This is a genomic window from Kocuria sp. KRD140, assembly GCF_017168375.1.
Lineage (GTDB): Bacteria > Actinomycetota > Actinomycetes > Actinomycetales > Micrococcaceae > Kocuria > Kocuria marina.
The window spans coordinates 155,324-177,194 of record NZ_JABFAW010000002.1 but is presented as its reverse complement, the minus strand read 5'-3'; the positions used below and the strand labels follow the sequence as shown (position 1 = coordinate 177,194).

23 protein-coding genes are annotated in these 21,871 nt (G+C 69.2%); 14 read left to right on the top strand and 9 right to left on the bottom strand.

Annotated features, from left to right (window positions below):
- Positions 1-139: 139 nt before the first annotated feature.
- The 3 genes from J1M36_RS03045 to J1M36_RS03035 all read right to left on the bottom strand — a co-directional run bounded on the left by J1M36_RS03045 (position 140) and on the right by J1M36_RS03035 (position 2,712).
- Positions 140-343 carry a cold-shock protein gene (locus J1M36_RS03045; protein WP_064845714.1) on the bottom strand — a complete coding sequence of 68 codons (204 nt, stop codon included), beginning with the start codon at positions 341-343 and terminating at the stop codon, positions 140-142.
- A gap of 292 nt (positions 344-635) precedes the next feature.
- Complete coding sequence (nucS, locus tag J1M36_RS03040; protein ID WP_206478634.1) at positions 636-1,331, bottom strand: endonuclease NucS; 696 nt, start codon at positions 1,329-1,331, stop codon at positions 636-638.
- A 199-nt stretch (positions 1,332-1,530) separates the two neighbouring features.
- The gene (locus J1M36_RS03035; protein WP_342358278.1) at positions 1,531-2,712 is read right to left on the bottom strand and encodes an AI-2E family transporter; all 1,182 of its coding nucleotides are present in this window, start codon (positions 2,710-2,712) and stop codon (positions 1,531-1,533) included.
- 150 nt (positions 2,713-2,862) lie between these two features.
- Here J1M36_RS03035 and J1M36_RS03030 point away from each other — a divergent pair, with 150 nt between their 5' ends.
- From J1M36_RS03030 to J1M36_RS03015, 4 genes are all read left to right on the top strand, one after another.
- A complete protein-coding gene (locus tag J1M36_RS03030) occupies positions 2,863-3,822 on the top strand; it encodes a tetratricopeptide repeat protein (protein WP_206478632.1) in 960 nt (319 codons plus the stop codon).
- A gap of 186 nt (positions 3,823-4,008) precedes the next feature.
- Positions 4,009-5,010 carry an ABC transporter ATP-binding protein gene (locus tag J1M36_RS03025; RefSeq protein WP_206478631.1) on the top strand — a complete coding sequence of 334 codons (1,002 nt, stop codon included), beginning with the start codon at positions 4,009-4,011 and terminating at the stop codon, positions 5,008-5,010.
- Positions 4,992-6,737 (top strand): hypothetical protein, encoded by a 1,746-nt coding sequence (locus J1M36_RS03020; RefSeq protein WP_241246781.1) that lies wholly within the window; start codon positions 4,992-4,994, stop codon positions 6,735-6,737. Before J1M36_RS03025 ends, J1M36_RS03020 begins: the two co-directional genes overlap by 19 nt.
- A 24-nt stretch (positions 6,738-6,761) precedes the next feature.
- Positions 6,762-7,112, top strand: coding sequence for a DUF3039 domain-containing protein (locus J1M36_RS03015; RefSeq protein WP_206478630.1), 351 nt, complete (start codon positions 6,762-6,764; stop codon positions 7,110-7,112).
- Between the two features lie 58 nt (positions 7,113-7,170).
- On the opposite strand, the gene J1M36_RS03010 is transcribed toward J1M36_RS03015, so the two are convergent.
- The gene (locus J1M36_RS03010; protein WP_193519867.1) at positions 7,171-7,350 is read right to left on the bottom strand and encodes a hypothetical protein; all 180 of its coding nucleotides are present in this window, start codon (positions 7,348-7,350) and stop codon (positions 7,171-7,173) included.
- Here J1M36_RS03010 and J1M36_RS03005 point away from each other — a divergent pair, their 5' ends adjacent.
- Positions 7,351-9,138, top strand: coding sequence for a DEAD/DEAH box helicase (locus J1M36_RS03005; RefSeq protein ID WP_206478629.1), 1,788 nt, complete (start codon positions 7,351-7,353; stop codon positions 9,136-9,138).
- Positions 9,139-9,217: 79 nt separating this feature from the next.
- Here J1M36_RS03005 and J1M36_RS03000 read toward each other — a convergent pair whose 3' ends face one another.
- Together J1M36_RS03000 and J1M36_RS02995 are read right to left on the bottom strand one after the other, a co-directional pair.
- The gene (locus tag J1M36_RS03000) at positions 9,218-9,835 is read right to left on the bottom strand and encodes an isochorismatase family protein (RefSeq protein ID WP_131332682.1); all 618 of its coding nucleotides are present in this window, start codon (positions 9,833-9,835) and stop codon (positions 9,218-9,220) included.
- A gap of 14 nt (positions 9,836-9,849) precedes the next feature.
- Entirely contained in the window at positions 9,850-11,190 is a 1,341-nt protein-coding gene (locus J1M36_RS02995) for a nicotinate phosphoribosyltransferase (protein ID WP_085106334.1), read from the bottom strand.
- 112 nt (positions 11,191-11,302) lie between these two features.
- Between J1M36_RS02995 and clpS the strand changes: the two genes are divergently transcribed.
- The 8 genes from clpS to J1M36_RS02955 all read left to right on the top strand — a co-directional run bounded on the left by clpS (position 11,303) and on the right by J1M36_RS02955 (position 17,000).
- Positions 11,303-11,605: an ATP-dependent Clp protease adapter ClpS gene (clpS, locus tag J1M36_RS02990; protein ID WP_183085797.1), complete on the top strand. Its 303-nt coding sequence runs from the start codon at positions 11,303-11,305 to the stop codon at positions 11,603-11,605.
- Positions 11,605-12,180, top strand: a complete 576-nt coding sequence (locus J1M36_RS02985; protein WP_193519865.1) for a DUF2017 domain-containing protein — start codon at positions 11,605-11,607, stop codon at positions 12,178-12,180. Before clpS ends, J1M36_RS02985 begins: the two co-directional genes overlap by 1 nt.
- 68 nt (positions 12,181-12,248) lie before the next feature.
- Entirely contained in the window at positions 12,249-13,139 is an 891-nt protein-coding gene (gene murI / locus J1M36_RS02980; protein ID WP_098054744.1) for a glutamate racemase, read from the top strand.
- 25 nt (positions 13,140-13,164) lie between these two features.
- Positions 13,165-14,004 carry an MBL fold metallo-hydrolase gene (locus J1M36_RS02975; protein ID WP_064845704.1) on the top strand — a complete coding sequence of 280 codons (840 nt, stop codon included), beginning with the start codon at positions 13,165-13,167 and terminating at the stop codon, positions 14,002-14,004.
- 10 nt (positions 14,005-14,014) lie between these two features.
- Complete coding sequence (rph, locus tag J1M36_RS02970; RefSeq protein ID WP_085106331.1) at positions 14,015-14,824, top strand: ribonuclease PH; 810 nt, start codon at positions 14,015-14,017, stop codon at positions 14,822-14,824.
- Positions 14,814-15,515, top strand: coding sequence for an RdgB/HAM1 family non-canonical purine NTP pyrophosphatase (rdgB, locus tag J1M36_RS02965; RefSeq protein ID WP_206478628.1), 702 nt, complete (start codon positions 14,814-14,816; stop codon positions 15,513-15,515). Before rph ends, rdgB begins: the two co-directional genes overlap by 11 nt.
- A gap of 3 nt (positions 15,516-15,518) precedes the next feature.
- Positions 15,519-16,379, top strand: a complete 861-nt coding sequence (locus tag J1M36_RS02960) for a phosphotransferase (protein WP_206478627.1) — start codon at positions 15,519-15,521, stop codon at positions 16,377-16,379.
- A 39-nt stretch (positions 16,380-16,418) separates the two neighbouring features.
- Entirely contained in the window at positions 16,419-17,000 is a 582-nt protein-coding gene (locus J1M36_RS02955) for a 3'-5' exonuclease (RefSeq protein WP_193519864.1), read from the top strand.
- A 28-nt stretch (positions 17,001-17,028) separates the two neighbouring features.
- Here the strand turns inward: J1M36_RS02955 and J1M36_RS02950 are convergent, their stop codons facing one another.
- The 3 genes from J1M36_RS02950 to J1M36_RS02940 all read right to left on the bottom strand — a co-directional run bounded on the left by J1M36_RS02950 (position 17,029) and on the right by J1M36_RS02940 (position 20,060).
- Positions 17,029-18,237 carry an ADP-ribosylglycohydrolase family protein gene (locus tag J1M36_RS02950; protein ID WP_206478626.1) on the bottom strand — a complete coding sequence of 403 codons (1,209 nt, stop codon included), beginning with the start codon at positions 18,235-18,237 and terminating at the stop codon, positions 17,029-17,031.
- Between the two features lie 210 nt (positions 18,238-18,447).
- Positions 18,448-19,557: a hypothetical protein gene (locus tag J1M36_RS02945; RefSeq protein WP_241246779.1), complete on the bottom strand. Its 1,110-nt coding sequence runs from the start codon at positions 19,555-19,557 to the stop codon at positions 18,448-18,450.
- Positions 19,554-20,060, bottom strand: a complete 507-nt coding sequence (locus J1M36_RS02940) for a DUF6318 family protein (protein ID WP_206478625.1) — start codon at positions 20,058-20,060, stop codon at positions 19,554-19,556. Before J1M36_RS02940 ends, J1M36_RS02945 begins: the two co-directional genes overlap by 4 nt.
- A gap of 586 nt (positions 20,061-20,646) precedes the next feature.
- Between J1M36_RS02940 and J1M36_RS02935 the strand changes: the two genes are divergently transcribed.
- Positions 20,647-21,870 carry an exonuclease SbcCD subunit D gene (locus tag J1M36_RS02935; RefSeq protein ID WP_206478624.1) on the top strand — a complete coding sequence of 408 codons (1,224 nt, stop codon included), beginning with the start codon at positions 20,647-20,649 and terminating at the stop codon, positions 21,868-21,870.
- Position 21,871: the final 1 nt, after the last annotated feature.

Genomic DNA, 21,871 nt, shown 5'->3' with positions numbered 1-21,871 from the left:
TTGCCGCGGCGTGCGAACGTCCCGTGCGTCCCGGCATCTGCCCCTCAGCTCACCCGGCCCCGCGACTCGCTCGCGTCACAGCGGGCACGAGAAAACCCCCGCCACCTCGAAAGGCGACGGGGGTTTCGTCCGGGGAATGTCAGATGACGTTCACGCCGGTGGCCTGCGGGCCCTTCTGGCCCTGACCGATCTCGAACTCGACGCGCTGGTTCTCTTCAAGGGTGCGGAAGCCGCCCGACTGGATTTCGCTGTAGTGCACGAAGACGTCGCCATCAGCGTCGTCCGGCGTGATGAAGCCGAAGCCCTTCTCTGCGTTGAACCACTTAACGGTGCCCTGAGCCATAATGGGGCATCTCCTTCTGGAGTATGTAGTGCGTGCACACGATTGTGCACCTGAACCGGTACCGCGAGAAGGCTGTGGATGCGGCTCACAAGATGTTGTGCCACAGCGCCAGTCAGAACTTCACGCTCGCTACCATTCCTGCGAGCATGTCAAACATGATGCGAGAACAGCTCAAGCATCACACACTGCCGCCCCAGGGTCAATCGGCATCAGGTGATTTACTACGAGGTCCGAGAATATGACCGGTTTCCTCCCACGCGATCCGCAGACGGGTTCCGGCATAGGGGGCTGATCAGAAGAGGCGGGACTGGGTGTCCACGTTGCCGCGCATCTCGTCGTAGTCCAGGGTCAGGCACTCGATGCCGCGGTCGCGCGCGAGGACACGGGCCTGCGGTTTGATCTGCTGGGCCGCGTAGACACCTCGCACGGGGCTCAACAGGGGATCGCGGTTGAGCAGTTCGAGGTAGCGGGTCAGCTGCTCCACGCCGTCGATGTCACCGCGGCGCTTGAGTTCCACGGCCACCGTGGCCCCGCCGGCGTCCCGCGCGAGGATGTCCACGGGGCCGATGCTCGTGGGGTACTCGCGACGCACCAGGGAGAACCCGTCCCCGAGCAGGGTGATCTGCTCCGCGAGCAACCGCTGCAGATCGGCCTCCACACCGTCCTTGACCAATCCGGGGTCCGTGCCGAGGTCGTGGGTGAGCTGGGAGTGGACGGTCATGATGTGGATGATCAGCCGGTCGTCGGACTTGCCCGCCTGGACCTCCCACACCTCGCTCACACCGTCCGCGGAAAGCTCGTCGGAGGGTTCGCGCACGTGCATCGTGGCGGGCGGACTCATCCAGTTCAGCGGTTTGTAGGATCCGCCGTCGGAGTGGATCAGCACCGAGCCGTCCGCCTTGAGCATGATGAGCCGACGAGCCAGGGGCAGGTGCGCGTTCAAGCGCCCTTCGTACCGTACCGAGCAGTCTGCAATCACTAAACGCACCAGGACAGCCTAGCGGTCCGGTTGCCCCCGGCTCACGCGCTCTTATGCACCGGCGACGACGCCGCGCGTCGGCATGGGCGGCAACGGCACGGAGCTGCCGCCGCGGACGACGGCCCGCACCTGCCTGCTCGGACGACGACGCGCCCCCACCTGCACGGGCGACGACGCGGCGCGGCGGGGTGCAGCGGCGTCGCCGCCGTCAGCGCGCGTCCTGGCGCGGGACGAAGACCTCGCGCACCAGCAGCAGTCCCGCGGCCGCGGTGGGGATGGCGATGAGTGCACCGAGGATGCCCCACAGCGCACCGCCGGCGGCCACCGCGATCACCGCGACCGCGCCGGGAACGGCCACCGCGCGGGCCATGATCCTGGGCGAGACCACGTAGGCCTCGAGCTGGAGGTACGCGAAGTAGCACAGGGCGTACGGGATCGCGGTGTCCCACCCGCCGAGCGTGGCCATGAGCGTCACGAGGATGCCGGCGAGCACGCCACCCACCAGGGGGATGAACGCGAGCAGCGCGACGAACAGGACCAGCAGTGTGGCGTAGGGGACCCCCGTGACGTTCATGAGGATGAACGCGACGAGCGCGTTGAGCAGTGCCACGCACGCCTGACCCATGACGTAGTTGCCCACGCCCTTGGTCATCTGGTCGCCCAGGTGCTTTACCCGGGCGCGCTTGCTCGCGGGGGCCAGGCGATAGCACCAGGCCTTGATCATGGGCAGCGAGAAGAGGAAGTACAGGCTCAGCGCCATGACGATGAGCGTCCCGGTCACTGCATTGATCACCACGCCGCTCACGCTCACGACCGAACCGAACATCCCGCCCAGCAGGTTCTCGTCCGTGGCGAGGCGTTCCTGGAAGGCCCCGGTGGTGTGTTGCACGGACGCGGCGATGTCGAAGCGGTCGTCCAGGCCCTGGAACAACTCGGAGTTCATGAACTCGGTCACGAGCTCGGGGGCGCGGGCCACGAGTTGCTGGGCCTGCTCGATCATGCGGGGGACCACGACCATAATGAACGCGGTGATCACCAGGGCCAGGGCCAGGATCACCACCCCGGCGGCCACCGCGCGGGGCAACCCCTTGGTCTCGAGCCGGCGGACCAGGGGATCCATCCCCAGACAGATGAACGCGGCCGTGACGATCCACCCCACGAGTCCGCCCACGTTGGTCAGCACGTAGTAGCCCAGCAGCGCGATCCCCACGCCCACGGTGAGCAGGAAGCCCGTCTGGATGGGATGCGTCCGCGTGTTCACGGGGTGGTCCCACGGCGCACGCCGCACGGGCTCTCCACCCGCAGCGGGTTCGGGCGGCACCTCGAAGCGGTGGCGGGTCGGACGGAAACGCGCGGGGGGCCGACCCTGCGCTCCTGGGGATGTGCTCACGCCGGAAGCGTACAACGCCGGGCCGCCGGGACTTCCAGCGTTCCCGGTGCACATAATGGGAGCAAAAGACACCCGTCCGTGCGCCCGGGAACAGGGCGCACGATCGAGTCCGCGTCCCATGTCGCGGACTCGCCGTCGAAGGAGGTTCCCATGAGCGAATTCCCCCGTTCCACCCCGGACCAGCAGCCCCCACGGGACGAGCAAGCGGTTCCTGCGTCCGTGCGCGGCGCCGTGGATCTCGGCGCGTCGGGCGGTGCCCGGACGGGTGCCCCGAACGACGACGCCGCGGCGGCGTCCGCGGGCGCCGGTAGCTACCGCGTGGAGCTGACCACCGCGAACTTCCAGCGCTACGCCGAGGCGTCCGCGACGTACCCTGTGGTCGTGGTGCTGCACGCGCCCCAGAGCCCGGAGTCGGAGACGTTCGTGGGCGTGGTCGGGCGGGTCGTGGACGAGTTCCGGGGTCGGCTCATGCTGGGGACCGTGGACGCCGCCGCGGAACCGCAGATCGCGCAGGCGTTCCAGGCGCAGACCGTTCCCACCGTGCTCGCATTGCTCGGTGGGCGCGTGGTGCCGCTCGTGAACTCCACGGTCTCGGAACAGCAGTTGCGTGAGCTGCTGACCGAGCTCGTAAGCCTCGCGCAGCAAAACGGCGTCACGGGGACGGCCGAACCGGTCGCGGCGAACGAGCCCAAACCCCTGCCCCCGCTGCACCAGGAGGCCCTGGACAAACTCGAGGCCGGGGACCTGGCCGGCGCGGAGGCCAGTTACAACAAGGCGCTCGCGGAGAACCCGGGTGACCACGACGCCAAGCTCGCACTCGCCCAGGTGCACCTCTTGCAGCGCGTGAGCGCGATGGACGCGACCGCCGTGCGGGAAGCCGCGGCCGCTGATCCCACGAACGTGCAGGCCGCTCTGGACGTCGCGGACCTGGACCTCTCCGGTGGGCACGTGGAGGACGCGTTCCGGCGCCTGCTCAACCTCGTGCGCACCACGGCCGGGGACGACAAGGATGCCGCGCGGGCGCGTCTCGTGGACCTCTTCGACGTCGTCGGCGCGGAGGATACCCGCGTGGTGGCCGCGCGCGCCCAGTTGATGCGGGCGCTCTTTTAGGCTGCCGCTGATGTCCGGGCTGCGGCTGAAGTCGACCGGTACGGGCGGTGGGCCTTGCGGCAACGCGCGGCCCCGGACGGGCGTCGTTCAGCGGCCCCGGTGAAGGGTTAGCGGGATCCTCGGGTCGACAGTGACGAGGTCCGGTGAATCCGCCATGCCACGCGGGTCACTCAGTACATTGGTGACATGAGTAGCCCAGTGAACGGACCCACGACCCCGCGCCGCGAGCCCGCCCCCGGTGCCGGGGGACCCGTGGCGAACGACCCCTCGACCGAGCAGCAGGGAGCACCCCGGCACGCGGCGCCCTCTGAGCATACGGCACCCCCTAAGGCCGCCCAGTGGTATGCGGCGCCCCATGCCACCACGCAGTACGCGCCCCGAGACCCCGCGCCGCACTCCGGCACGGGGACGCCCGCGCTCGCCGTGCGGGACCTCACCAAGTTCTACGGCCAGTCCGGCCGACCCGCCGCGGATCATGTGAACCTCACGGTGCCGCGGGGCTCCTTCTACGGCCTCGTGGGGCGCAACGGCGCCGGCAAGACGACCACGTTGTCCATGGCCACGGGATTGCTGCGCCCCTCCGCGGGCTCGGTGCTCGTGGGCGGGGGAAGCCGCGAGGAGCTCGTGGACGTGTGGCGTGATCCCGTGACCGCCAAGCGACGCATGGGTGTGCTGCCCGACGGTGCCCACCTGTTCGACCGGCTCACGGGACGCCAGCTCGTGACCTACTCGGGTCTGCTGCGCGGGATGGACCGCGAGCTCGTCGCGCAACGGACCGAGGACCTCATCGTGGCCATGGACCTGCAGGACGCAGCGGGGCGCCAGGTGCAGGACTACTCCGCGGGTATGACGAAGAAGATCGCCCTGGCCGCGGCCATGATCCACGCACCGAGCCTGCTCGTGCTGGACGAGCCGTTCGAGTCGGTGGACCCGGTCTCCGCCGCGAACATCCGATCGCTGCTGCACCAGTACACGAATTCGGGCGGCACCGTGGTGGTCTCGAGCCACGTGATGGACCTTGTGCAGCGCATGTGCGATCACGTGGCCGTGATGGACCAAGGCCGTGTCCTCGCGCAGGGGACCATGGACGAGGTGTGCGCCGGCATGTCCCTCGAGGACCGGTTCGTGTCCTTGGTGGGCGGACGCACCGAAGCGGGGGAGGGGTTGCAGTGGCTGCGTCCCGAGTGAACGACCCGCGCGACGCCGCGGCTCCCGACCACCTCGACACCGCATTCGCAGAAGGCCCCGCACAGGACGTCGCGCCCGACGCCGCCGTTCCCGCCTCCGTGCGCCCCTCGCACGGCGGGGGTGAACCCGTCACGCGCAGCATCGGGGCGTTCGAGGAGGCCCGGCGGTTGGCCGGGCTGAAATGGCGCGTGCTCATCAACACCCTGACCCGCAGCACGTGGATCCTGGTGGGCACGATTCTGGGTGGCCTCTACGCACTGTTCCTCCTGGGGATGGCGCTGACCGCGTTGATCGCGCTCGGGGGTGAAGCCCTCGAGACCGTGGTGGTCGCGTCGGTCCTGCTGGGTTCCCTGCTGCTCGTGGGCTGGTGGCTCGTACCGCTGGTCTCGTCCAAGGCCGACTCCACGCTGGACCCTTCCCGGCTCGCCCTGTTCCCCCTGAGCACCACGGGTCTGGTGGCCGGCCAGGTGGCGGGCGCGGTCGTCGGGATCCCGGGGGTGCTGACCGTGATCGCCCTGCTCGGCTGGCTGTTCTCGTGGCGCGGTTCCACGGTGGCGCTCATTGCGGCAATACCGTGCGCGATCATCGGCGCCCTGCTCGCGTTCGTCGGTTCGCGCTGCGCTACGGCCCTGGGCGCGAACGTCGCGAAGGGGCGGCGCACGAACGAGATCATCTCCATGGTCGTGCTGGTTCTCGTTGTGCTGCTGGGGCCCCTCATCTCCTTGTTCGCGACCGGCCTGGGCCAGGTGTGGCAGCTGCTGCCCACATGGGCGGGAGTTCTCGCGTGGACCCCCCTCGGTGCTACCTGGGCGGTCCCCGGCGACGTCGCGTCGGGTCACTGGCTCGCGGCCCTCGCCCGAGTGACGATCTCCCTGGTCACGCTGCTCCTGCTCGTGGTCGTTACGTGTGCGGGTCTGCGCCGCGCCCTCGGCGACGCCGCCGGCGGAGCCGCCCGGGGGACGTCCCGCCCGCAGGAGGGCGTCGGTCTGTTCGACCGGTTCCCGGCGAACCAATGGGGTGCGGTGGCCGCACGGTGTCTCACGTACTGGCTCAAGGACCCGCGCTACTCGGCGTCGCTGCTCATGATCCCCGCGATCGGGGCGGTCTTCTGGTTCATCGCGGGTGAGTCGGGGTTCAGTCTGTGGGCGCTGCCCCTGTTCGTGTCGCTGCTCATGGCGTACGCGATCTCCGCGGACGTCTCCTACGACAACACCGCGTTCAGCCTTCACGTGCTGGCACCGGTCTCCGGGCGTGCGGATCGACTGGGGCGCGTGGTGGCCCTGCTGATCGTGGCCGTGCCGCTGGTGCTGCTCTCGATCGTGCTCTGGCTCGCGGGCGTGCAACGCTGGGACGCCCTGCCCGCCGTGGTGGGCGTGTGCGTGGGGATCCTGCTCGGTGGCGCCGGCGTGGTCTCGATCGTCTCGGCCCGGTACACGTATCCCACGCCGCCCCCGGGCGCGTCCCCCATGAAGACACCCCAGGGGTTCACGATCCTCAACATGGTGGTGCAGTTCGTGATCATGGGTCTGATGGCCCTGCTCGCGCTCCCGGCCGGGATCCTGCTGATCGTGTACCTCGTCACGGGAGCCGCCGTGTGGTGCTGGCTCGCGCTCGCGGTGGGCCTCGTGGAAGGCTTCGTGGTGTTGTGGATCGGCGTGCGTTCGGGCGGTAAGTGGCTGGACGCGCGCGGGCCCGAACTGCTCCAGGAGGTGGCCGCCTACCGGTGAGCCGGGCCCGGTGCTCGGGGTAGAGTGGAGGACATGGAAATCACCGAAGCCCAGGAATTCACGGGTCCTTCCGTGCGCTCCTCCCGGGTGATCAGCAACGGTCTGTTCGGCACGAAGCCCGAGACCGTGGGTGGCACCTCCACGATCGAGCGCGAGGACACCCGGCAGCTGCAGGAACCCGGTGATCACGAGCGGTTCGCGCACTACGTCCGGAAGGAGAAGATCATGGAGTCGGCACTGTCCGGCGAACCCGTGATCGCCCTGTGCGGCAAGGTGTGGACCCCGGGTCGGGATCCCCAGAAGTTCCCCGTGTGCCCGGAGTGCAAGGAGATCTACCAGGGCCTGCGTCCCGGCAAGGACGAGCCCGAGAACTGACCACCCTTCCCTTCTCGTGAGGTCCCGCGCCGGGCGGGACCACCGGCGGCGCCCGCGCTCAGCGGGCGCCTTTGCCGTGCGGGGTCGCGCGGGCGTCGTCGTCCGTGCCTCGTACGACGGCGATCCGAGCGTCGTCGTCCGCGCGAGCGAGACCCCCGATCCGTGTGACGGGACCGGAGTGGATGCGCGCCAACGAGCGCGCGGAGAGGACGAGCACCACGTGTCTGACAGCGATCAAATGTCCCTTTTCGGAGCCGCGGCGGATCTCCCGCCGGCCTATCCGGACCGGGCGGCGTGGGGGACCGCGCCCAAGTTGCGCGCGTGGCAGGCGGAGGCGATCCACCGCTACGAACAAGCCCAACCGCGTGATTTCATGGCCGTGGCGACCCCTGGTGCGGGTAAGACGACCTTCGCGTTGACCGTGGCCAAGAAGCTGCATGACGCGGGGACCGTTCAGCGCGTGACCGTGGTGACCCCCACGGAACACCTCAAGCGCCAGTGGGCCGACGCCGCGGCGCGCGTGGGACTCGCGATCGACCCCAACTTCAAGAACGCGGACGGCCAGCACGGCCGCGGCTACATGGGCGCGGCCGTGACGTACGCACAGGTGGCCAACAAGCCGCTGCTGCATCGCGCGCGCACCGAGGCCGGGCGCACGCTCGTGATCATGGACGAGATCCACCACGCCGGTGACTCCCTGTCCTGGGGCGACGGGCTGCGCGAGGCCTTCGAACCCGCGACCCGCCGGCTCGCCCTTACGGGTACACCGTTCCGCTCGGACACCTCGCCCATCCCGTTCGTGAGCTACGAGGAGGACGGGGACGGGATCCGCCGGTCCACGGCCGATTACACGTACGGGTACGCGGACGCCCTGCACGATCACGTGGTGCGTCCCGTGATCTTCATGGCCTACTCGGGTCAGATGCGCTGGCGGACCTCGGCCGGTGAGGAGATGGCCGCCCAGCTCGGGGAGGGGTTCACCAAGGACATCACGTCCCACGCGTGGCGTACCGCCCTGGACCCGCACGGGCAGTGGATCCCGTCGGTGCTGCGCGCCGCCGATCAGCGGCTCACGCAGGTGCGGCGCACCGTCCCGGACGCCGGGGCGCTCGTGATCGCCACGGACCATCAGGACGCCAAGGCCTACGCCGAACAGTTGCACGCCATCACGGGGGAGCGGCCCACCGTGGTGCTCTCGGACGACAAGACTGCGTCCAACAAGATCGACGAGTTCTCCGAATCCGACAAGCGCTGGATGATCGCGGTGCGCATGGTCTCCGAGGGCGTGGACGTGCCCCGGTTGGCCGTGGGCGTGTACGCCACGTCCACCTCCACGCCGCTGTTCTTCGCCCAGGCGGTGGGTCGTTTCGTGCGCGCCCGCAAGCGCGGGGAGACCGCGTCCGTGTTCCTGCCCTCGGTGCCCACGCTCATGGCGCTCGCCAACTCCATGGAGGAGGAGCGGGACCACGCGTTGGACAAGCCCAAGAACATGCCGGGGGTCGTGGACTTCGACCAGCCCATGGAAACGGGCTGGGACGACGACCTGCTGGATGAGGCCAACCGCGAGGACAAGGCGTCGTCGTCCCTGGCCCAGGGCAACTTCCAGGCCCTGGACTCGGACGCGTCCTTCCACGGTGTGCTCTTCGATGGCGGCGCCTTCGGCGGTGGCGCGGCGGTTGGTTCCGAGGAGGAAGCCGACTACCTGGGGATCCCCGGGTTGCTCGACGCGGACCAGGTCTCGGCCCTGCTGCGGGAGCGGCAATCGCGCTCGGCCCAGCGCAACGGTCGGAGCGGCCATGACGCACCCCAGACCCCCGCGGTGCCGGATCACCGCCGCCTGAAGGACCTGCGCTCGCAGCTGTCCAAGAACGTCTCCGCGTGGTCCGCGCGCACCGGAACACCGCACGGGGTGATCCACAACGAATTGCGCACCAAGTGCGGAGGCCCGGCCGTGGCTCAGGCCTCCGAGGACCAGCTGACCGCACGGATCGCCCTGTTGCAGCGCTGGTTCATCGGCCGGAAGTAGCCGACGCCGCGTAGTGGCCGACGCGGCGACGCGGCCAAGCGACGCAGCGGCGCGGCTCGCACGGCGGCGCGGCGGGCGTTCAGTCCAGGTCGGTCACGACCTCCGCGCCCGCGGCCTCGAGTTCCTCGACCGCCCGCTCACCGGACTCGGCTGCCACGGGCGCGGTGAGCGGCAGCAGCACCCGGGTCTCGTAGCCGGCCTCCACGGCGTCCTTGGCGGTGGCCAGCACGCAGTGGTCCAGCGCGAGACCGACGACGTCCACGGCCTCGACGCCGCGTTCCTGCAGCCAGTCGTCCAGGCTCACGCGTTCTTCGTCGGAGTCCTCCTCCGGTTCCCCCATGGGGACGTCCACGTCCGGGGCGGACAGGCCCTCGAAACCGGAGTAGGCGGCGTCGTATGCGCCCTTACGGAAGTACTCCGTGACGTACTCGGTGTCGAGATCGGGGTGCGTGTCAGCGCCGGTGGTCTCCGCGACGCAGTGCACGGGCCAGCTCGTGACGAAGTCGGGGGTGTCGCTGAAGTGCTCCCCGGGGTCAACATGCCAGTCCTGGGTCGCGGCCACGGCAACGTAGTCGCCGTGGTGGTCCTCGAGGTACTCGGAGACCTGCGCGGCGACCGCCGCCCCGCCTTCGACGGCCAGGCTGCCGCCCTCGCAGAAGTCGTTCTGGATGTCCACGATCAGCAATGCAGTGCGCATGGCTACCTCCCTGGTCAGTGTGCGGTTCCGGGTTCGATCACGGTGGGGATCACGGGCTCGCCCTCGGAGAGTCGGCGCGCCGCGCGGGGCAGTTCGGCCACGGAATCGACGTGGCGCTGCCGGGCACGGGTGACGGCCTCGGGGCCCGTGTAGCCGTCGTGCAGCTCGCCGCCGGTGACGTAGTCCACGAGCAGGGGGCGGTCATCGCCGTCGTCCTCGGGCATGTGCGACACGCCCACGATCTCGTGTGTGGCCACGCCCTGGGGATCACGACGGCGCAGCGCGTACTTCTCGCCGCCCACCGACTTCTTGCCGGAGGACGCCTTGGCCACGGGTTCCATGGCGCCCGAGGCGCCCTCGCGCGAGACGAGCTTGTAGACCATCGACGACGTGGGGGCACCCGAGCCCGTGACGAGGCGCGTGCCCACGCCGTATGCGTCCACGGGAGCGGCGCGCAGGGCGGCGATCGCGTACTCGTCCAGGTCGCTGGTGACCGTGATCCGGGTGTTGGAGTTGCCGAGCTTGTCGAGCAGCGCGCGCACGGACGTGGCCTGCGTCACGAGGTCGCCGGAGTCCAGGCGTACGCCCCCGAGGTCCTTGCCCGCGATCTCGACGGCGAGCGTGACGGCCCGTTCGACGTCGTACGTGTCGACCAGAAGGGTCGTGGACACACCCAGCGCGTCCAGTTGGGCGCGGAACGCCTGCTCCTCGGAGTCGTGCAGCAGGGTGAATGAGTGGGCCGCGGTGCCCACGGTCTTGACCCCGTAGCGGAAACCGGCCTCGAGGTTGGAGGTCGAGTCGAAGCCCGCGACCACGGCGGCGCGGGCCGCGGCCACGGCCGCCTGCTCGTGGGCGCGGCGCGATCCCATCTCGATGCACGGGCGCTCTCCCGCGGCACCCACCATGCGGGAGGCCGCCGAGGCCACGGCGGAATCGAAGTTCAGGACGGAGAGGATGTAGGTCTCCAGGACGCACGCCTCGGCGAACGAGGACTCCACGCTCAGCAGCGGCGAGTGGGGGAAGTACGTCTCGCCCTCGGCGTAGCCGCGGATCTGGCCGGTGAAACGGAAGTTCTCGAGGTACGCCACGGTCTGGGCGTCCACCACGGCGGTGTCCCGCAGGAACCGCAGCTGTTCGTCGGTGAATCGGAACTGCTCGAGCCCCTCGAGCACCCGGCCCATCCCGGCGAACACCCCGTAGCGGCGGCCGTTGGGGAGTCTGCGGGCGAAGACCTCGAACACGCTGCGGCGGGACGCGGTGCCTGCCCGGAGCGCGGCCTGCAACATGGTGAGCTCGTAGTGGTCCGTCAGCAAGGACGTGGGCTGCGGGTGCCAGGAATAGGTGTGCTCGTTCACGTGGCCAGCCTAGTGGGCCGTCCGTCGTGCGCACATCCGTGTCCCCGTGACTACCATGGAGGCGATGTTCACTACGCACCGCGCCGTCCCCGCCCGGATCCCGGCCGTCCTGATGAGCTCCGCGCCGGCGGAGTCCCCCGTGCTCGAACGGGAGGAGCAGGCGGTCACGGCCATGAACGTGCCGTGGAACGTGGTGGTGTGGGACGATCCAGTGAACCTCATGAGCTACGTGGTCTACGTGTTCCGCACCCACTTCGGCTACTCCGACGCCAAGGCCCGCACACTCATGCTCGAGGTGCACAACCGGGGCCGCTCGATCGTGTTCACGGGAACCCTCGAGGAGGCGGAGACGCACGTGAGCTCGCTGCACGGCTACGGCCTGTGGGCCACGTACGAGAAGGCGGGGGAGCACTGATGGCGCACGGGTTCAAGCGCACGCGCAAGGGCATCGTCGGTCGGTTCGAGGCCCCCGAGGTGCGGTTGTTGCAGAAACTGTTCTCGGACGTGGGGGAGACCCTGGCACCCGCAGCGCGCGAGGACGGGCCGGCTCGCAACGACGACCCGCTCGAGGCGCTGCTCGGCTGGGACGAGGACGTGGCCGAACCCACGGACCCGGCGGTGCGCAGGCTGCTGCCCGCGGCGTCGTCGGACCCGGAACAGGCCGCGGAGTTCCGGCGACTCACGGACCGCTCGCTGCGCGAACGCAAGACCGCGGCATTGCGTGCGTCCTCCCTGGCCCTGGAATCCCAGCCCGTGGTGCTGAGCGTGGCGCAGGCACAGGACTTCGCGCGCTCGCTCAACGACGTCCGCCTGGTGCTGGCCTCCCGGCTGAACATCGACTCGACCGAGGCCGCCGAGCGCGTGGCCGAGCTGACCGACTTCGGCCGGGCCGAGGACGTGGAGCAGTACATGGGTGTGGTCTACAACTTCGTCTCCTGGCTTCAGGAGACCCTCATGAACGCGCTGCTGAAGACCCTGCCGCCCCGGTGACCGGGGATCGCCAAGGTCACACGTCTCATGCGCGAGGGCGCGCGCGAAAAGCACTACAGTTTTCCGGTATGCAGGTGCACGAACGTCCCACCGGTCCCAATCCCAACTCGCCCATCGGCGTGTTCGATTCGGGTGTGGGCGGGCTCACGGTGGCGCGGGCGATCATCGACCAGCTGCCCAACGAGGAGATCCTCTACGTCGGTGACACCGCGCACGGCCCCTACGGGCCCCTGCCGATCGCCGAGGTGCGTTCCAACGCCCTGCGCATCATGGACGACCTCGTGGACTCCGGGGTCAAGCTGCTCGTGATCGCGTGCAACACCGCGTCCGCCGCAGTGCTGCGGGATGCGCGCGAGCGTTACACACGCGGTTACAACATCCCCGTGACCGAGGTCATCCAGCCCGCGGTGCGCCGCGCGGTGGCCACCACGCGCTCCGGTCGGGTGGGGGTGATCGGCACCGAGGCGACGATCGGCTCGCGCGCGTACGACGACACGTTCGCGGCCGCACCCCAGCTCGAAATCACGTCCGTGGCGTGCCCCGAATTCGTGGAGTACGTGGAGCGCGGCGTCACCACGGGGCCCGATCTGTTGCGCACCGCCCAGCACTACCTCCAGCCCCTCAAGGACGCGAGCGTAGACACCCTGGTGCTCGGGTGCACGCACTACCCGCTGCTCACGGCGGTGATCTCTTACGTCATGGGCGAGAGCGTGAACCTGGTCTCGTCCTCGGAAGAGGCCTCGCGGGACGTCTACCGCTGCCTGCTGGACAACCACCTCGAGCGGGATCCCGAGCTCGCTCCCCACCACGAATTCCTGGCCACGGGGGACCCCGTGAGCTTCGAGGTCCTCGCCCAACGGTTCCTGGGCCCCGAAGTGGTCCGCGTCCGGCACACGGCGTCCGTCGCGGAGCAGTACCCCACCGGTTCCCTCGCCACGATCCACGCGGCTCAGCGCTGAGTCGGCACCAGAAAGGCGATCACCCATGATCCTCACAGTGATCGGTAACACCGGAAGTTTTCCCGGGCCCGATGCCCCCGCCTCGTGCTACCTGCTCTCCGGCGAGGACGCGCACGGGCGCACGTGGCGCATCGTGCTGGACATGGGCAACGGTGCCCTGGGTGTCCTGCAGCGCCACATCGACCTGCACGAGATCGACGCGATCATGCTCTCCCACCTGCACCCGGACCACTGCGTGGACGTGGGCGGTCTGCACGTGGCTGTGAAGTGGGATCCCCGCGGATGGCAGGGCGGTCGCATCCCGATCTACGGTCCGTCCATGCTGCACGGATACCTCAACCAGCTGCACCTGTTGCCGCCCGAGCACTCGATGGACACCGAGTTCGACTTCCACGTGTGGCAGGCCAACCAGCCCGTGACCGTGGGTCCGTTCACGGTCACACCCCACCCAGTGAACCACCCGTGCCCCGAGCCCTATGCGCTGCGCGTCGAGTACCGCGGGGCCCAGGGCACGGAAGTCCTCACGTATTCGGGGGACACCGACGTGTGCGACGAGCTCGTGGCAGCGGCCCGCGACGCGGACGTGTTCCTGTGCGAGGCCGCCTACCAGGAGGGCCGCGAGGACCATCTGCGCGGGATCCACCTCACGGGCAAGCGCGCGGGAGAGACCGCGACCGCCGCGGGTGTGCGTCGGTTGCTGCTGACCCACCTGCCCGTGTGGAACTCGGTGGACACGGCCACGGCGGAGGCCGTCGGAGCGTTCTCCGGTCCGGTCACGGTGGCCCGTGTGGCCACGAGTTACGACGTTGCCGGGCCGACCGACCAGTCGTTCACTGCATTGGCAAGCGCGGTGACCGGGGACTAGGCTGAAACCCATGACTTCGCCTACCGAGCCGGCACGATCCACCGAGAATTCCACGGGCGAGGGTGGCTCCGCCGCATCGGGGCTGGTACGAGCGGACGGGCGCGCCGTCGACGAACTGCGGCCCATCACCATCACCCGCGGTTGGTCCGAACAGGCCGAGGGTTCCGCCCTGATCGAATTCGGCGGCACCCGTGTGCTGTGCACCGCGTCCCTCACGGAGGGCGTGCCTCGCTGGCTCAAGGGTGAGGGCCGGGGTTGGGTCACCGCGGAGTACGCCATGCTCCCGCGCGCCACCTCCACGCGCTCGGCCCGCGAATCGGTCAAGGGCAAGGTCGGTGGCCGCACCCATGAGATCTCGCGTCTGATCGGCCGCTCCCTGCGTTCGATCATCGACCTCAAGGCCCTCGGGGAGAACACCGTGGTCCTCGACTGCGACGTCCTGCAGGCCGACGGCGGTACGCGCACCGCGTCCATCACCGGCGCGTACGTCGCGCTCGCCGAGGCCATCCGCTGGGCCCACGACAACGGCATCCTCAAGCCGCGGGTCAACCCCCTCATCGACACGGTCTCGGCCGTGTCCGTGGGGATCATCGACGGTGTTCCCATGCTGGACCTGCCGTACGTGGAGGACGTGCGCGCGGAAACCGACATGAACGTCGTCGTGACCGGCTCGGGGGACTTCGTGGAGGTCCAGGGCACGGCCGAGGGCGCACCGTTCAAGCGCGCCGAACTGGACGTGCTGCTCGACCTCGCCGTGGCTGGGTGCGCCCAGCTGGCCGAGATCCAGCGGGAGACCCTGGAGGCCACCCGTGGCCGATGACGTACGCGGTGCCCGCGTGGTGCTCGCGACACAGAACGCGGGCAAGGTGCGCGAGCTGCAGGCCATGCTCCGCGACGCGGGGCTGACGGATCCCGGGATCGTGGTGGACGCGCGCACGGCCGGGCTGAGCGACGTCGTCGAGACGGGCGTCACGTTCCAGGAGAACGCGCTGCTCAAGGCGCGTACTGCCGCCGCGGAGACGGGACTCATCGCGCTCGCGGACGACTCGGGACTCAGCGTGGACGTCATGGGCGGCGCCCCGGGCATCTTCTCCGCGCGGTGGAGCGGGGTCCACGGCGACGACGCCGCCAACCTCCAGCTGCTGCTCGCCCAGCTCGGGGACATCGCCCCCGAAAACCGCCGCGGCTCCTTCCTGTGCGCCGCCGCGGTCGTCGCACCGGACGGCGCCGAGCACGTGGTCACGGGTGAGCTGCCCGGGAACATTCTGCGCGAACCCGCGGGGGAGAACGGGTTCGGCTACGACCCGATCTTCGCCCCGGACGGCCAGGACGGCCTCAGCTGCGCGCAGTTGAGCCCAGAGCACAAAAACAGGATCAGCCATCGTGCGCAGGCCATGGCCGCCGTGTTGCCGCACTTGTTGCAGCTGCTCACGGGTTCGAGTGGGACCGCGCGGCAGGACGGGCCGGAAGCCGCAGTGGCGTCCCCCCTGGAACCGGAGCCAGAGGACTGACCCATGACTTTCGCGTGCGGACACCTACCTTTCGCTCCGGCTGTCGAGGCCGTGTTGGCGGAGGCCAGGGTGCGCGTGGATCGCTCCGAGTGGGAGCTGCACGCCGGCGGGTCCGCGCACATCGTGGTCAACGCGGGGCACGTGATGAGCGTGCGGATCGCCAAGAACCCGACCTCGGGGGAGAACGTGCGCAGGCGTACCCGTGCGCTGTCGCGGCTACCGGAGTTCGACTTCGCCGTGCCGCGCCCCCTGACCCCCGTGCTGCAGGACGGGCGGTACACCGCGGTGGGGATGACTTGGATCCCGGGCAGCCCCCGCCCGCCGGGGCACGCGGACCCGCGGGAGCTGCGCAGGGTCCTCGAGCAGGTACATGATGCGGACGCGCGCGCGGCGGAACCGTGGCTGGACCGGCCCGGTCAGCACTGGGGCGGTCACCGCCGTCGCCACGTCCTGCTGGACCAGGTGCTGCCGCTGCTGCTCCCGCGGAACCGGGACCGCGCCATGAATGCGATTGAGGACCTCGTGGCCCTGGACAACGTCCCGCCGCGGCTCGTGCACGGGGACCTCATGGGCTCCAACATGCTGTGGCAGGACGATCACCTGGTGGGCGTGATCGACTGGGACCATGCGAGCATGAGCGATCCCGCGTACGACGTCGCGTCCCTGGGACTCTGGTTCGGCTGGTCCAGCGTGCGCCAGGCGACGGACGAGGAGAACTGTCTGCGCGCGCGGTTGCACTCCCGGATCTTCCCGCTGCAGGCCGTGGCATACGCGCTGCACCATGAACTCGACACCGCCCAGATCCGCCAGGCCGTGGAGAAGGCGGACGCGTGGTACGAGACCCGCGCCATGGCCTCCGTGTGAGCGACATGCCATGTCGGAGGCGTTGCCTACCCTGATCGGGTGCCCGTCAGTTTCACCGCCATAGATTTCGAGACCGCCAATCGCAGCCCTGCGTCCGCGTGCGCCCTGGGGGTGGTACGCGTCCGGGACGGCCAGGTGGTGGACACCCGGTACTCACTCATCCGTCCGCCGCTCGGCCACGACGGGTTCGAGCCCGGCAACGTCCGGATCCACGGCATCCGGCCCGCGGACGTCGCCCACGCGCCCACGTTCGACCTGCTGTGGGACTGGATGTGCGAGAACATCAGCCCGGAGGATCCGGATTCGGTTCTGGTGGCACACAATGCCGTCTTCGACACCGGCGTGATCAAGGCGGCGAACCGGGCGTGCGGCGGAACCGCTCGGAACTGGGACTACGCGTGCACTCTCCGCTTGGCCCGTGCGGCCTACACGCTGCGTTCCTACGCTTTGCCGTCGGCGTCCCGCGCGGCGGGGGCGGAGGTCGTGGAGCACCACAATGCGCTCAGTGACTCCCTCGCGTGCGCCGGGATCGTGCTCGATCTCGCGCGCCGCAGTGGGGCGCACAGCATGGCCGAACTCACGGCGCACTACGGGGTCAGGCTGCAGCGCGCGACCCTGTGACGCGACGCGCCTCCGATCGGGGTGATTCTCAGGCGTGCGGCCGCCACAGGGTGAGCCAGCGATCGGCCAGGGCGAGCAGTTCACGGCGGGACGCCGCGCGGGTTCCGGAGGGATCGGTGCCGGATGTGTCCGTGCCGCTGTGCGTTTTTGTGGTGCGGCTGTTGTCGTCGGCCACGGCGTCCTGCCGGGCCATGCGGTCGTCGCCGGCGGCGCCGTTGCCGCCGGGCGCGCCGTTGCCGCTCTCCCCGATGTCCTCGCCGTGTGTGGCGTCGCCGAGCCCCCAGCGCGCGGCAGCAACACTGACCGCGACGGTACGTGCCGCGTCGTTCGCCGCCAGGTGACCGGACAGCAGCGAGAGAGCCCGCTGAGCGACGTCGTCCCCCGAGTTGTCCGCGTGCGGCGCATCCTCGGCGCACAGCACCGCCGCGAGCCCCAGTGCCAGGGCCGACGACGCCGCGGTTCCGTCCCCCACGGCCCGCGTGAACGCTCCCGCGGGTTCCGTCATCCCATCGAACAGGGAGTCCCGGGCGGATCGGTCCGCGCACAGGTCGAGCAGCTCCCGGGTGAGGGGCGCGGGCCGGGTCATGAGTGTGACCACTCGGCCGGTTTCCTCGACTACGTCCTGAAGTGAGGCCCCACTGCCCCGCGCACGGCCCGCCGCGTGAACGGTCAGGGCCGCACCAACAGCCGCGGTCTGTGCCTCGGCGCTGCCGTGGGTGATCGCGGCCGAGTCCACGGCGAGGGCCACGAGCGACTTCCACCCGATGTGGGGCACCAGTCCATAGGGCAGCGTGCGGGCCAGGATCTCGGCGCTGTCCGCGAGTGGCAGGACCGGACGAGTGACCTCGCCCAGGCGGCCCATGGACAAGGCGGTGAAACCGTCCCCGGCGTGCTCACCCGGTGCGGTGAGGAGGGGGTAGTGGTGGTCCAGGTCGTCGTCGGGCGGGTGCGGTGCGTCGCCGGGGAGCTTCGCGCCGTTGCGCACGGCCCAGCGCAAGTACGCGAGCCACGCGCACGCCGTGGGATCCGCGGCCTGACCGTCATTCGCCCAGTGGGCCACCTCGTTCAGCGCCCCCGCGGTGCGCGCGAGGAGCTGGGTTCCCTCGCCGGGTCGTTCGGCCGCGGTCGCGCGCCACGGCGAGAGGAACACGCTCCTCACGAGCGACGGATACCACGACGACGCCGCGTCCAGACCGCGGTCTTGTTCCAACAGTTCGGGCGTGTGCGGTGAGGTCATGGGATCAGTCTATGAGGGTGGCAATGGATCGTGCGGGGTGATGCAGCTCGGGCATGGGGCCGTTCAAGAGGTCCGGGCGGCATAGGAGCCTGCCCGGGCTGGGAGCGCCTCGGGTACGGGACGGATCAAGTCGGCCGGGTGTCTCAGGAGATTGCGAGGGCTAACGGGCATGTCCGGCCTCGAGAGCGTGGGGGCCTTCCCTGGACTCGGCTATTTGTCGGCGCCGGGGCAGCCGATGCCGGTGGGGTTGGTGTGGCAGTCATCGGCGACGTTGTGCACGGTGGCCCGCCACACACTCAGCGCCACCGGGGGTGAGGTGACTTGGTTGTAGCCGGCGACCGGTTGCCACCCGGTGTCGGCGATGTTGTATTCCCCGTAGAACGAGGTTGTCAGGGTCACGGTGAAGTCCCCGGTGGTGGTGTACACGTGGGAGGTGTCGGTGGGCTCATCCCACGCACCGTCGGGTAGGGGTGCCCCGGTCAGGGGTGTGGGGCCCAGGGTGGTGCCGTCCCCGTAATACCAGGTGTATTGGACGGGGTAGGCCCTCACCTGGACGGGGTAGCCACCCAGGGTCGTGGTGAAGGTCTGGGGTTGGGCCTGCGCATAAACATTGGTGTGCATGTTCTTCAAGGTGTCCGGGGCGGGTTGGACGTGACTGGCGGCGGGGGCGACGGCCAGTTGTTGGAAGTCCTGGAGGGTGAACACCGGCAGCGGCACGTACCCGTCGTCGCTGGCTTGATCGGCTTGGGTGTTGCTGACGCACAGTTGGGTACCGCGCGCGGCGCGGGTCCTGTCATTGGCCCCGCCAATGACGATGTCCATGTTCACACCGGCGGCCCCGGTGTCGTCGGTGCATTCCTGGGTGGTACGGCACCGTGTGAGTGCTGCCCCACGTTGGTCGGTGCAGGGGTCTTGGAGGCCGTAGACGGTTTTGTTCTTAGCGGTGTCCATCAGGCGGGCGTTGAAGAAGATTGAATCCTCGTTGGACATGAGCCGATCACGCAGCGCCTTCTGGAACGCAGGATCGGTATCCGGATCCCAATCGCTAGTTTCTGCCGTGGCCGGCTGCTGGCCCCTCGTCCCCGCTTGGATCCCTCGCTGCGGTGCTGTGGCGCCATTACGCCGGGATTCCAAGGACATGCGGATAAGTGATCCGTGTGCATCGGCGGTGGTGTTTTCGAAACCTGCGAAATAGCCCTGTCCCCAAGAGTCAGCCGATTCGGCTGCGGTGGCCTGATTGACGCCTATATAAGTCGGCGCGAGTAGAAATAATGCAAATATTATCGCGAGGAATCTCTGATATCCAGTATGGATTGTCATAGCGATCCCCTGGGGGAGGCGGTAATGTAAATCCATCGGCCACTTTCATACATCAACGTCACGTCCAGGGCGTCCGCGCTGTCGTATGGCATTTGTCGGCTGACGACCTGATGGTCGTTGATTACCAGAATTCCGGAACTCGTTGCTTCAACCGGTATCGTGTACTCGCCCGTTGGACGCTGCCTGAAGGAGTTTGGCAGGAATTCGGACGTCTCATTTCCCCCGGCCATCCATTTCTGGGAATCGTAACTGTCCGCAATTCTCGAAAATTGATCTGTGCACCTGCTACAAGTCTCAGAAGTCACCTCTCGAGCATAGGAGGTGTTCCCCGTCTGAAACGCATACCATTGCGCGGTTAGCCAATAGTTCAGGAACGCCTGCGCGCCGGCCTCGGTTTCGTCCCTGGCCTCCGCGGGCATCACGGGCTTGGGAACATTGCGGGCCGGATGCTCCAGGGTGGCGGGTTCGTAGTCCTCCGGGACCTTCTGGCCCGTGGCCAGCACCGTGGGTTCCTCCGGACGCCAGTCATCGGGCAATGCGCTGTCGGACCCGCTCGGGGACTCGCTCTGCGGCGTCGTCGGGGATGCGGGGGAGGCGTCCGGCGCGGGGGACGTGGGCTGCGCCGTCGTCCCCGCGGAAGTGACTCCCGTGGGCGCGGCGCTGTCACCCCCACCCGCTCCGGGCGAGCCGTTACCGCACCCGGTGAGTAGCAGCGCTGCGAGCAGGGCGAGGGTCGTTCCCCGGCCGGCCGTGGCGATCAGTCGTGGTGAATGCATCCCGGTGAACCCCCTCGTGCCACACCGTTGTGTGACGTACCCGACATTCCCCAGAGCATAGAGGCGCAAGACGGCGCGGGCCATGGCCGGGCCGTAGCTTGTGGACGACGAAGAACATGCGCATGCATGACCCCTGGTCACGGCGTGGAAGAGGGAACTAGCGAGTAGAAACAATCCGCCACGTGGCGCGCCGCCGGCCTAGCGAAGCGGTGGCGGCCGCGGTGGATCACACCGTCAGGGGGCCTGCGCCGTGTGACCTGTACATGTGCGGGAGGTCGCTGTGGGTGTCCGAGACCGCGGTTACATTGACCCCATGCTGATCTTGCACACCTCCGACTGGCACCTGGGGCGTACCTTCCACGGCGTCGACATCCTGGACGTCCAGGCGCAGGCCATGGCCGAGATCGTCGAGTGGGTGCGGCACCACGGTGTCTCCGCGGTCCTGGTCTCGGGGGACGTGTACGACCGCGCCCAGCCCCGCACGGAGGTGGTGGAGCTGCTCAGCACCACCCTGGCGCAGATCCGCGAGGCGGGCGCGTACGTGATACTCACGAGCGGAAACCACGACTCCCCGGCGCGGTTGGGTTTCGGCTCCGGCATCATGTCCCACGGCGGCGTCCACCTGTTGACCCGCGTGCCGGACGCCCATGTCCCGGTCCTGCTCTCGCAGTCGACGGACTCCACGATCACGGTCGCCCGGGCGACGGCGCCGCCCGCCCCCGACCCGCGCGGTGCCACCCTGTCGGGGGCGTTCACGGTGGCCGTGTACGGCATCCCGTACATCGAACCGCGCGCGGCCGCGCCGTCGCTCGACTGTGCACCCACGCACCAGGCCGTGCTGGGCACCGTGATGGAGCGCATCAATGCGGACAGGAAAGAACGAGGCGACATCCCGTCCGTCGTCATGGCGCACGCGTTCGTGACGGGGGCGCAACCCACGGACTCGGAGCGCGTCGTCGATTCCGGGGGCCTCGGCACCGTCCCGGCGGAGGTCTTCGCCCGTCATGACTACGCGGCGCTCGGCCACATCCACCGCCGGCAGCGAGTCGCGGACGTCGTGCGCTACAGCGGCTCGCCCGTGGCCTATTCCTTCTCCGAGGCCGGACACCCCAAGGGAGCGTGGCTCGTGGACGTCCAGGAGACCGGGGTCCATGAGGTCACCGGCTTGGACCACGCCGCGCGCATGGATCTGGCGTGCCTGCGGGGGACACTCGACGAGTTGCTACGGGATCCGGCGCACACCTCGGCGGAGGGTGCCTGGTGTCAGGTGGTCCTCACGGATCGTGACCGCCCGGCATCCGCGATGGATCGGATCAGGACGCGGTTCCCCCGCACGGTGGAACTGCGCTGGGAACCCGAGGGCGGCCGGACTCTGACCCAGCAGGCGTACAGCGCGCGGGTCGCGGAAGCCGCCGGTGCCGAGGAGCTGTGCGCCCAGTTCTACGACCACGTGCGGCATCGGGGGCTGTCCGGGCCGGAACAGGACGAGATCGCGGACGCGGTGGCCGCCGCGCGCAGCAGGGGAGTGGAGCAGTGAA

Coding starts and splice junctions, on each gene's coding strand:
- J1M36_RS02935 (WP_206478624.1), top strand. CDS start 20,647: ATGCTGATCTTGCACACCTCCGACTGGCACCTGGGGCGTACCTTCCAC.
- J1M36_RS02960 (WP_206478627.1), top strand. CDS start 15,519: ATGACTTTCGCGTGCGGACACCTACCTTTCGCTCCGGCTGTCGAGGCC.
- J1M36_RS03005 (WP_206478629.1), top strand. CDS start 7,351: ATGTCCCTTTTCGGAGCCGCGGCGGATCTCCCGCCGGCCTATCCGGAC.
- J1M36_RS03025 (WP_206478631.1), top strand. CDS start 4,009: ATGAGTAGCCCAGTGAACGGACCCACGACCCCGCGCCGCGAGCCCGCC.
- J1M36_RS02975 (WP_064845704.1), top strand. CDS start 13,165: ATGATCCTCACAGTGATCGGTAACACCGGAAGTTTTCCCGGGCCCGAT.
- clpS (WP_183085797.1), top strand. CDS start 11,303: ATGAGCTCCGCGCCGGCGGAGTCCCCCGTGCTCGAACGGGAGGAGCAG.
- J1M36_RS02985 (WP_193519865.1), top strand. CDS start 11,605: ATGGCGCACGGGTTCAAGCGCACGCGCAAGGGCATCGTCGGTCGGTTC.
- J1M36_RS02945 (WP_241246779.1), bottom strand. CDS start 19,557: ATGACAATCCATACTGGATATCAGAGATTCCTCGCGATAATATTTGCA.
- rph (WP_085106331.1), top strand. CDS start 14,015: ATGACTTCGCCTACCGAGCCGGCACGATCCACCGAGAATTCCACGGGC.
- murI (WP_098054744.1), top strand. CDS start 12,249: ATGCAGGTGCACGAACGTCCCACCGGTCCCAATCCCAACTCGCCCATC.
- J1M36_RS03030 (WP_206478632.1), top strand. CDS start 2,863: ATGAGCGAATTCCCCCGTTCCACCCCGGACCAGCAGCCCCCACGGGAC.
- J1M36_RS03000 (WP_131332682.1), bottom strand. CDS start 9,835: ATGCGCACTGCATTGCTGATCGTGGACATCCAGAACGACTTCTGCGAG.
- J1M36_RS02950 (WP_206478626.1), bottom strand. CDS start 18,237: ATGACCTCACCGCACACGCCCGAACTGTTGGAACAAGACCGCGGTCTG.
- J1M36_RS03045 (WP_064845714.1), bottom strand. CDS start 343: ATGGCTCAGGGCACCGTTAAGTGGTTCAACGCAGAGAAGGGCTTCGGC.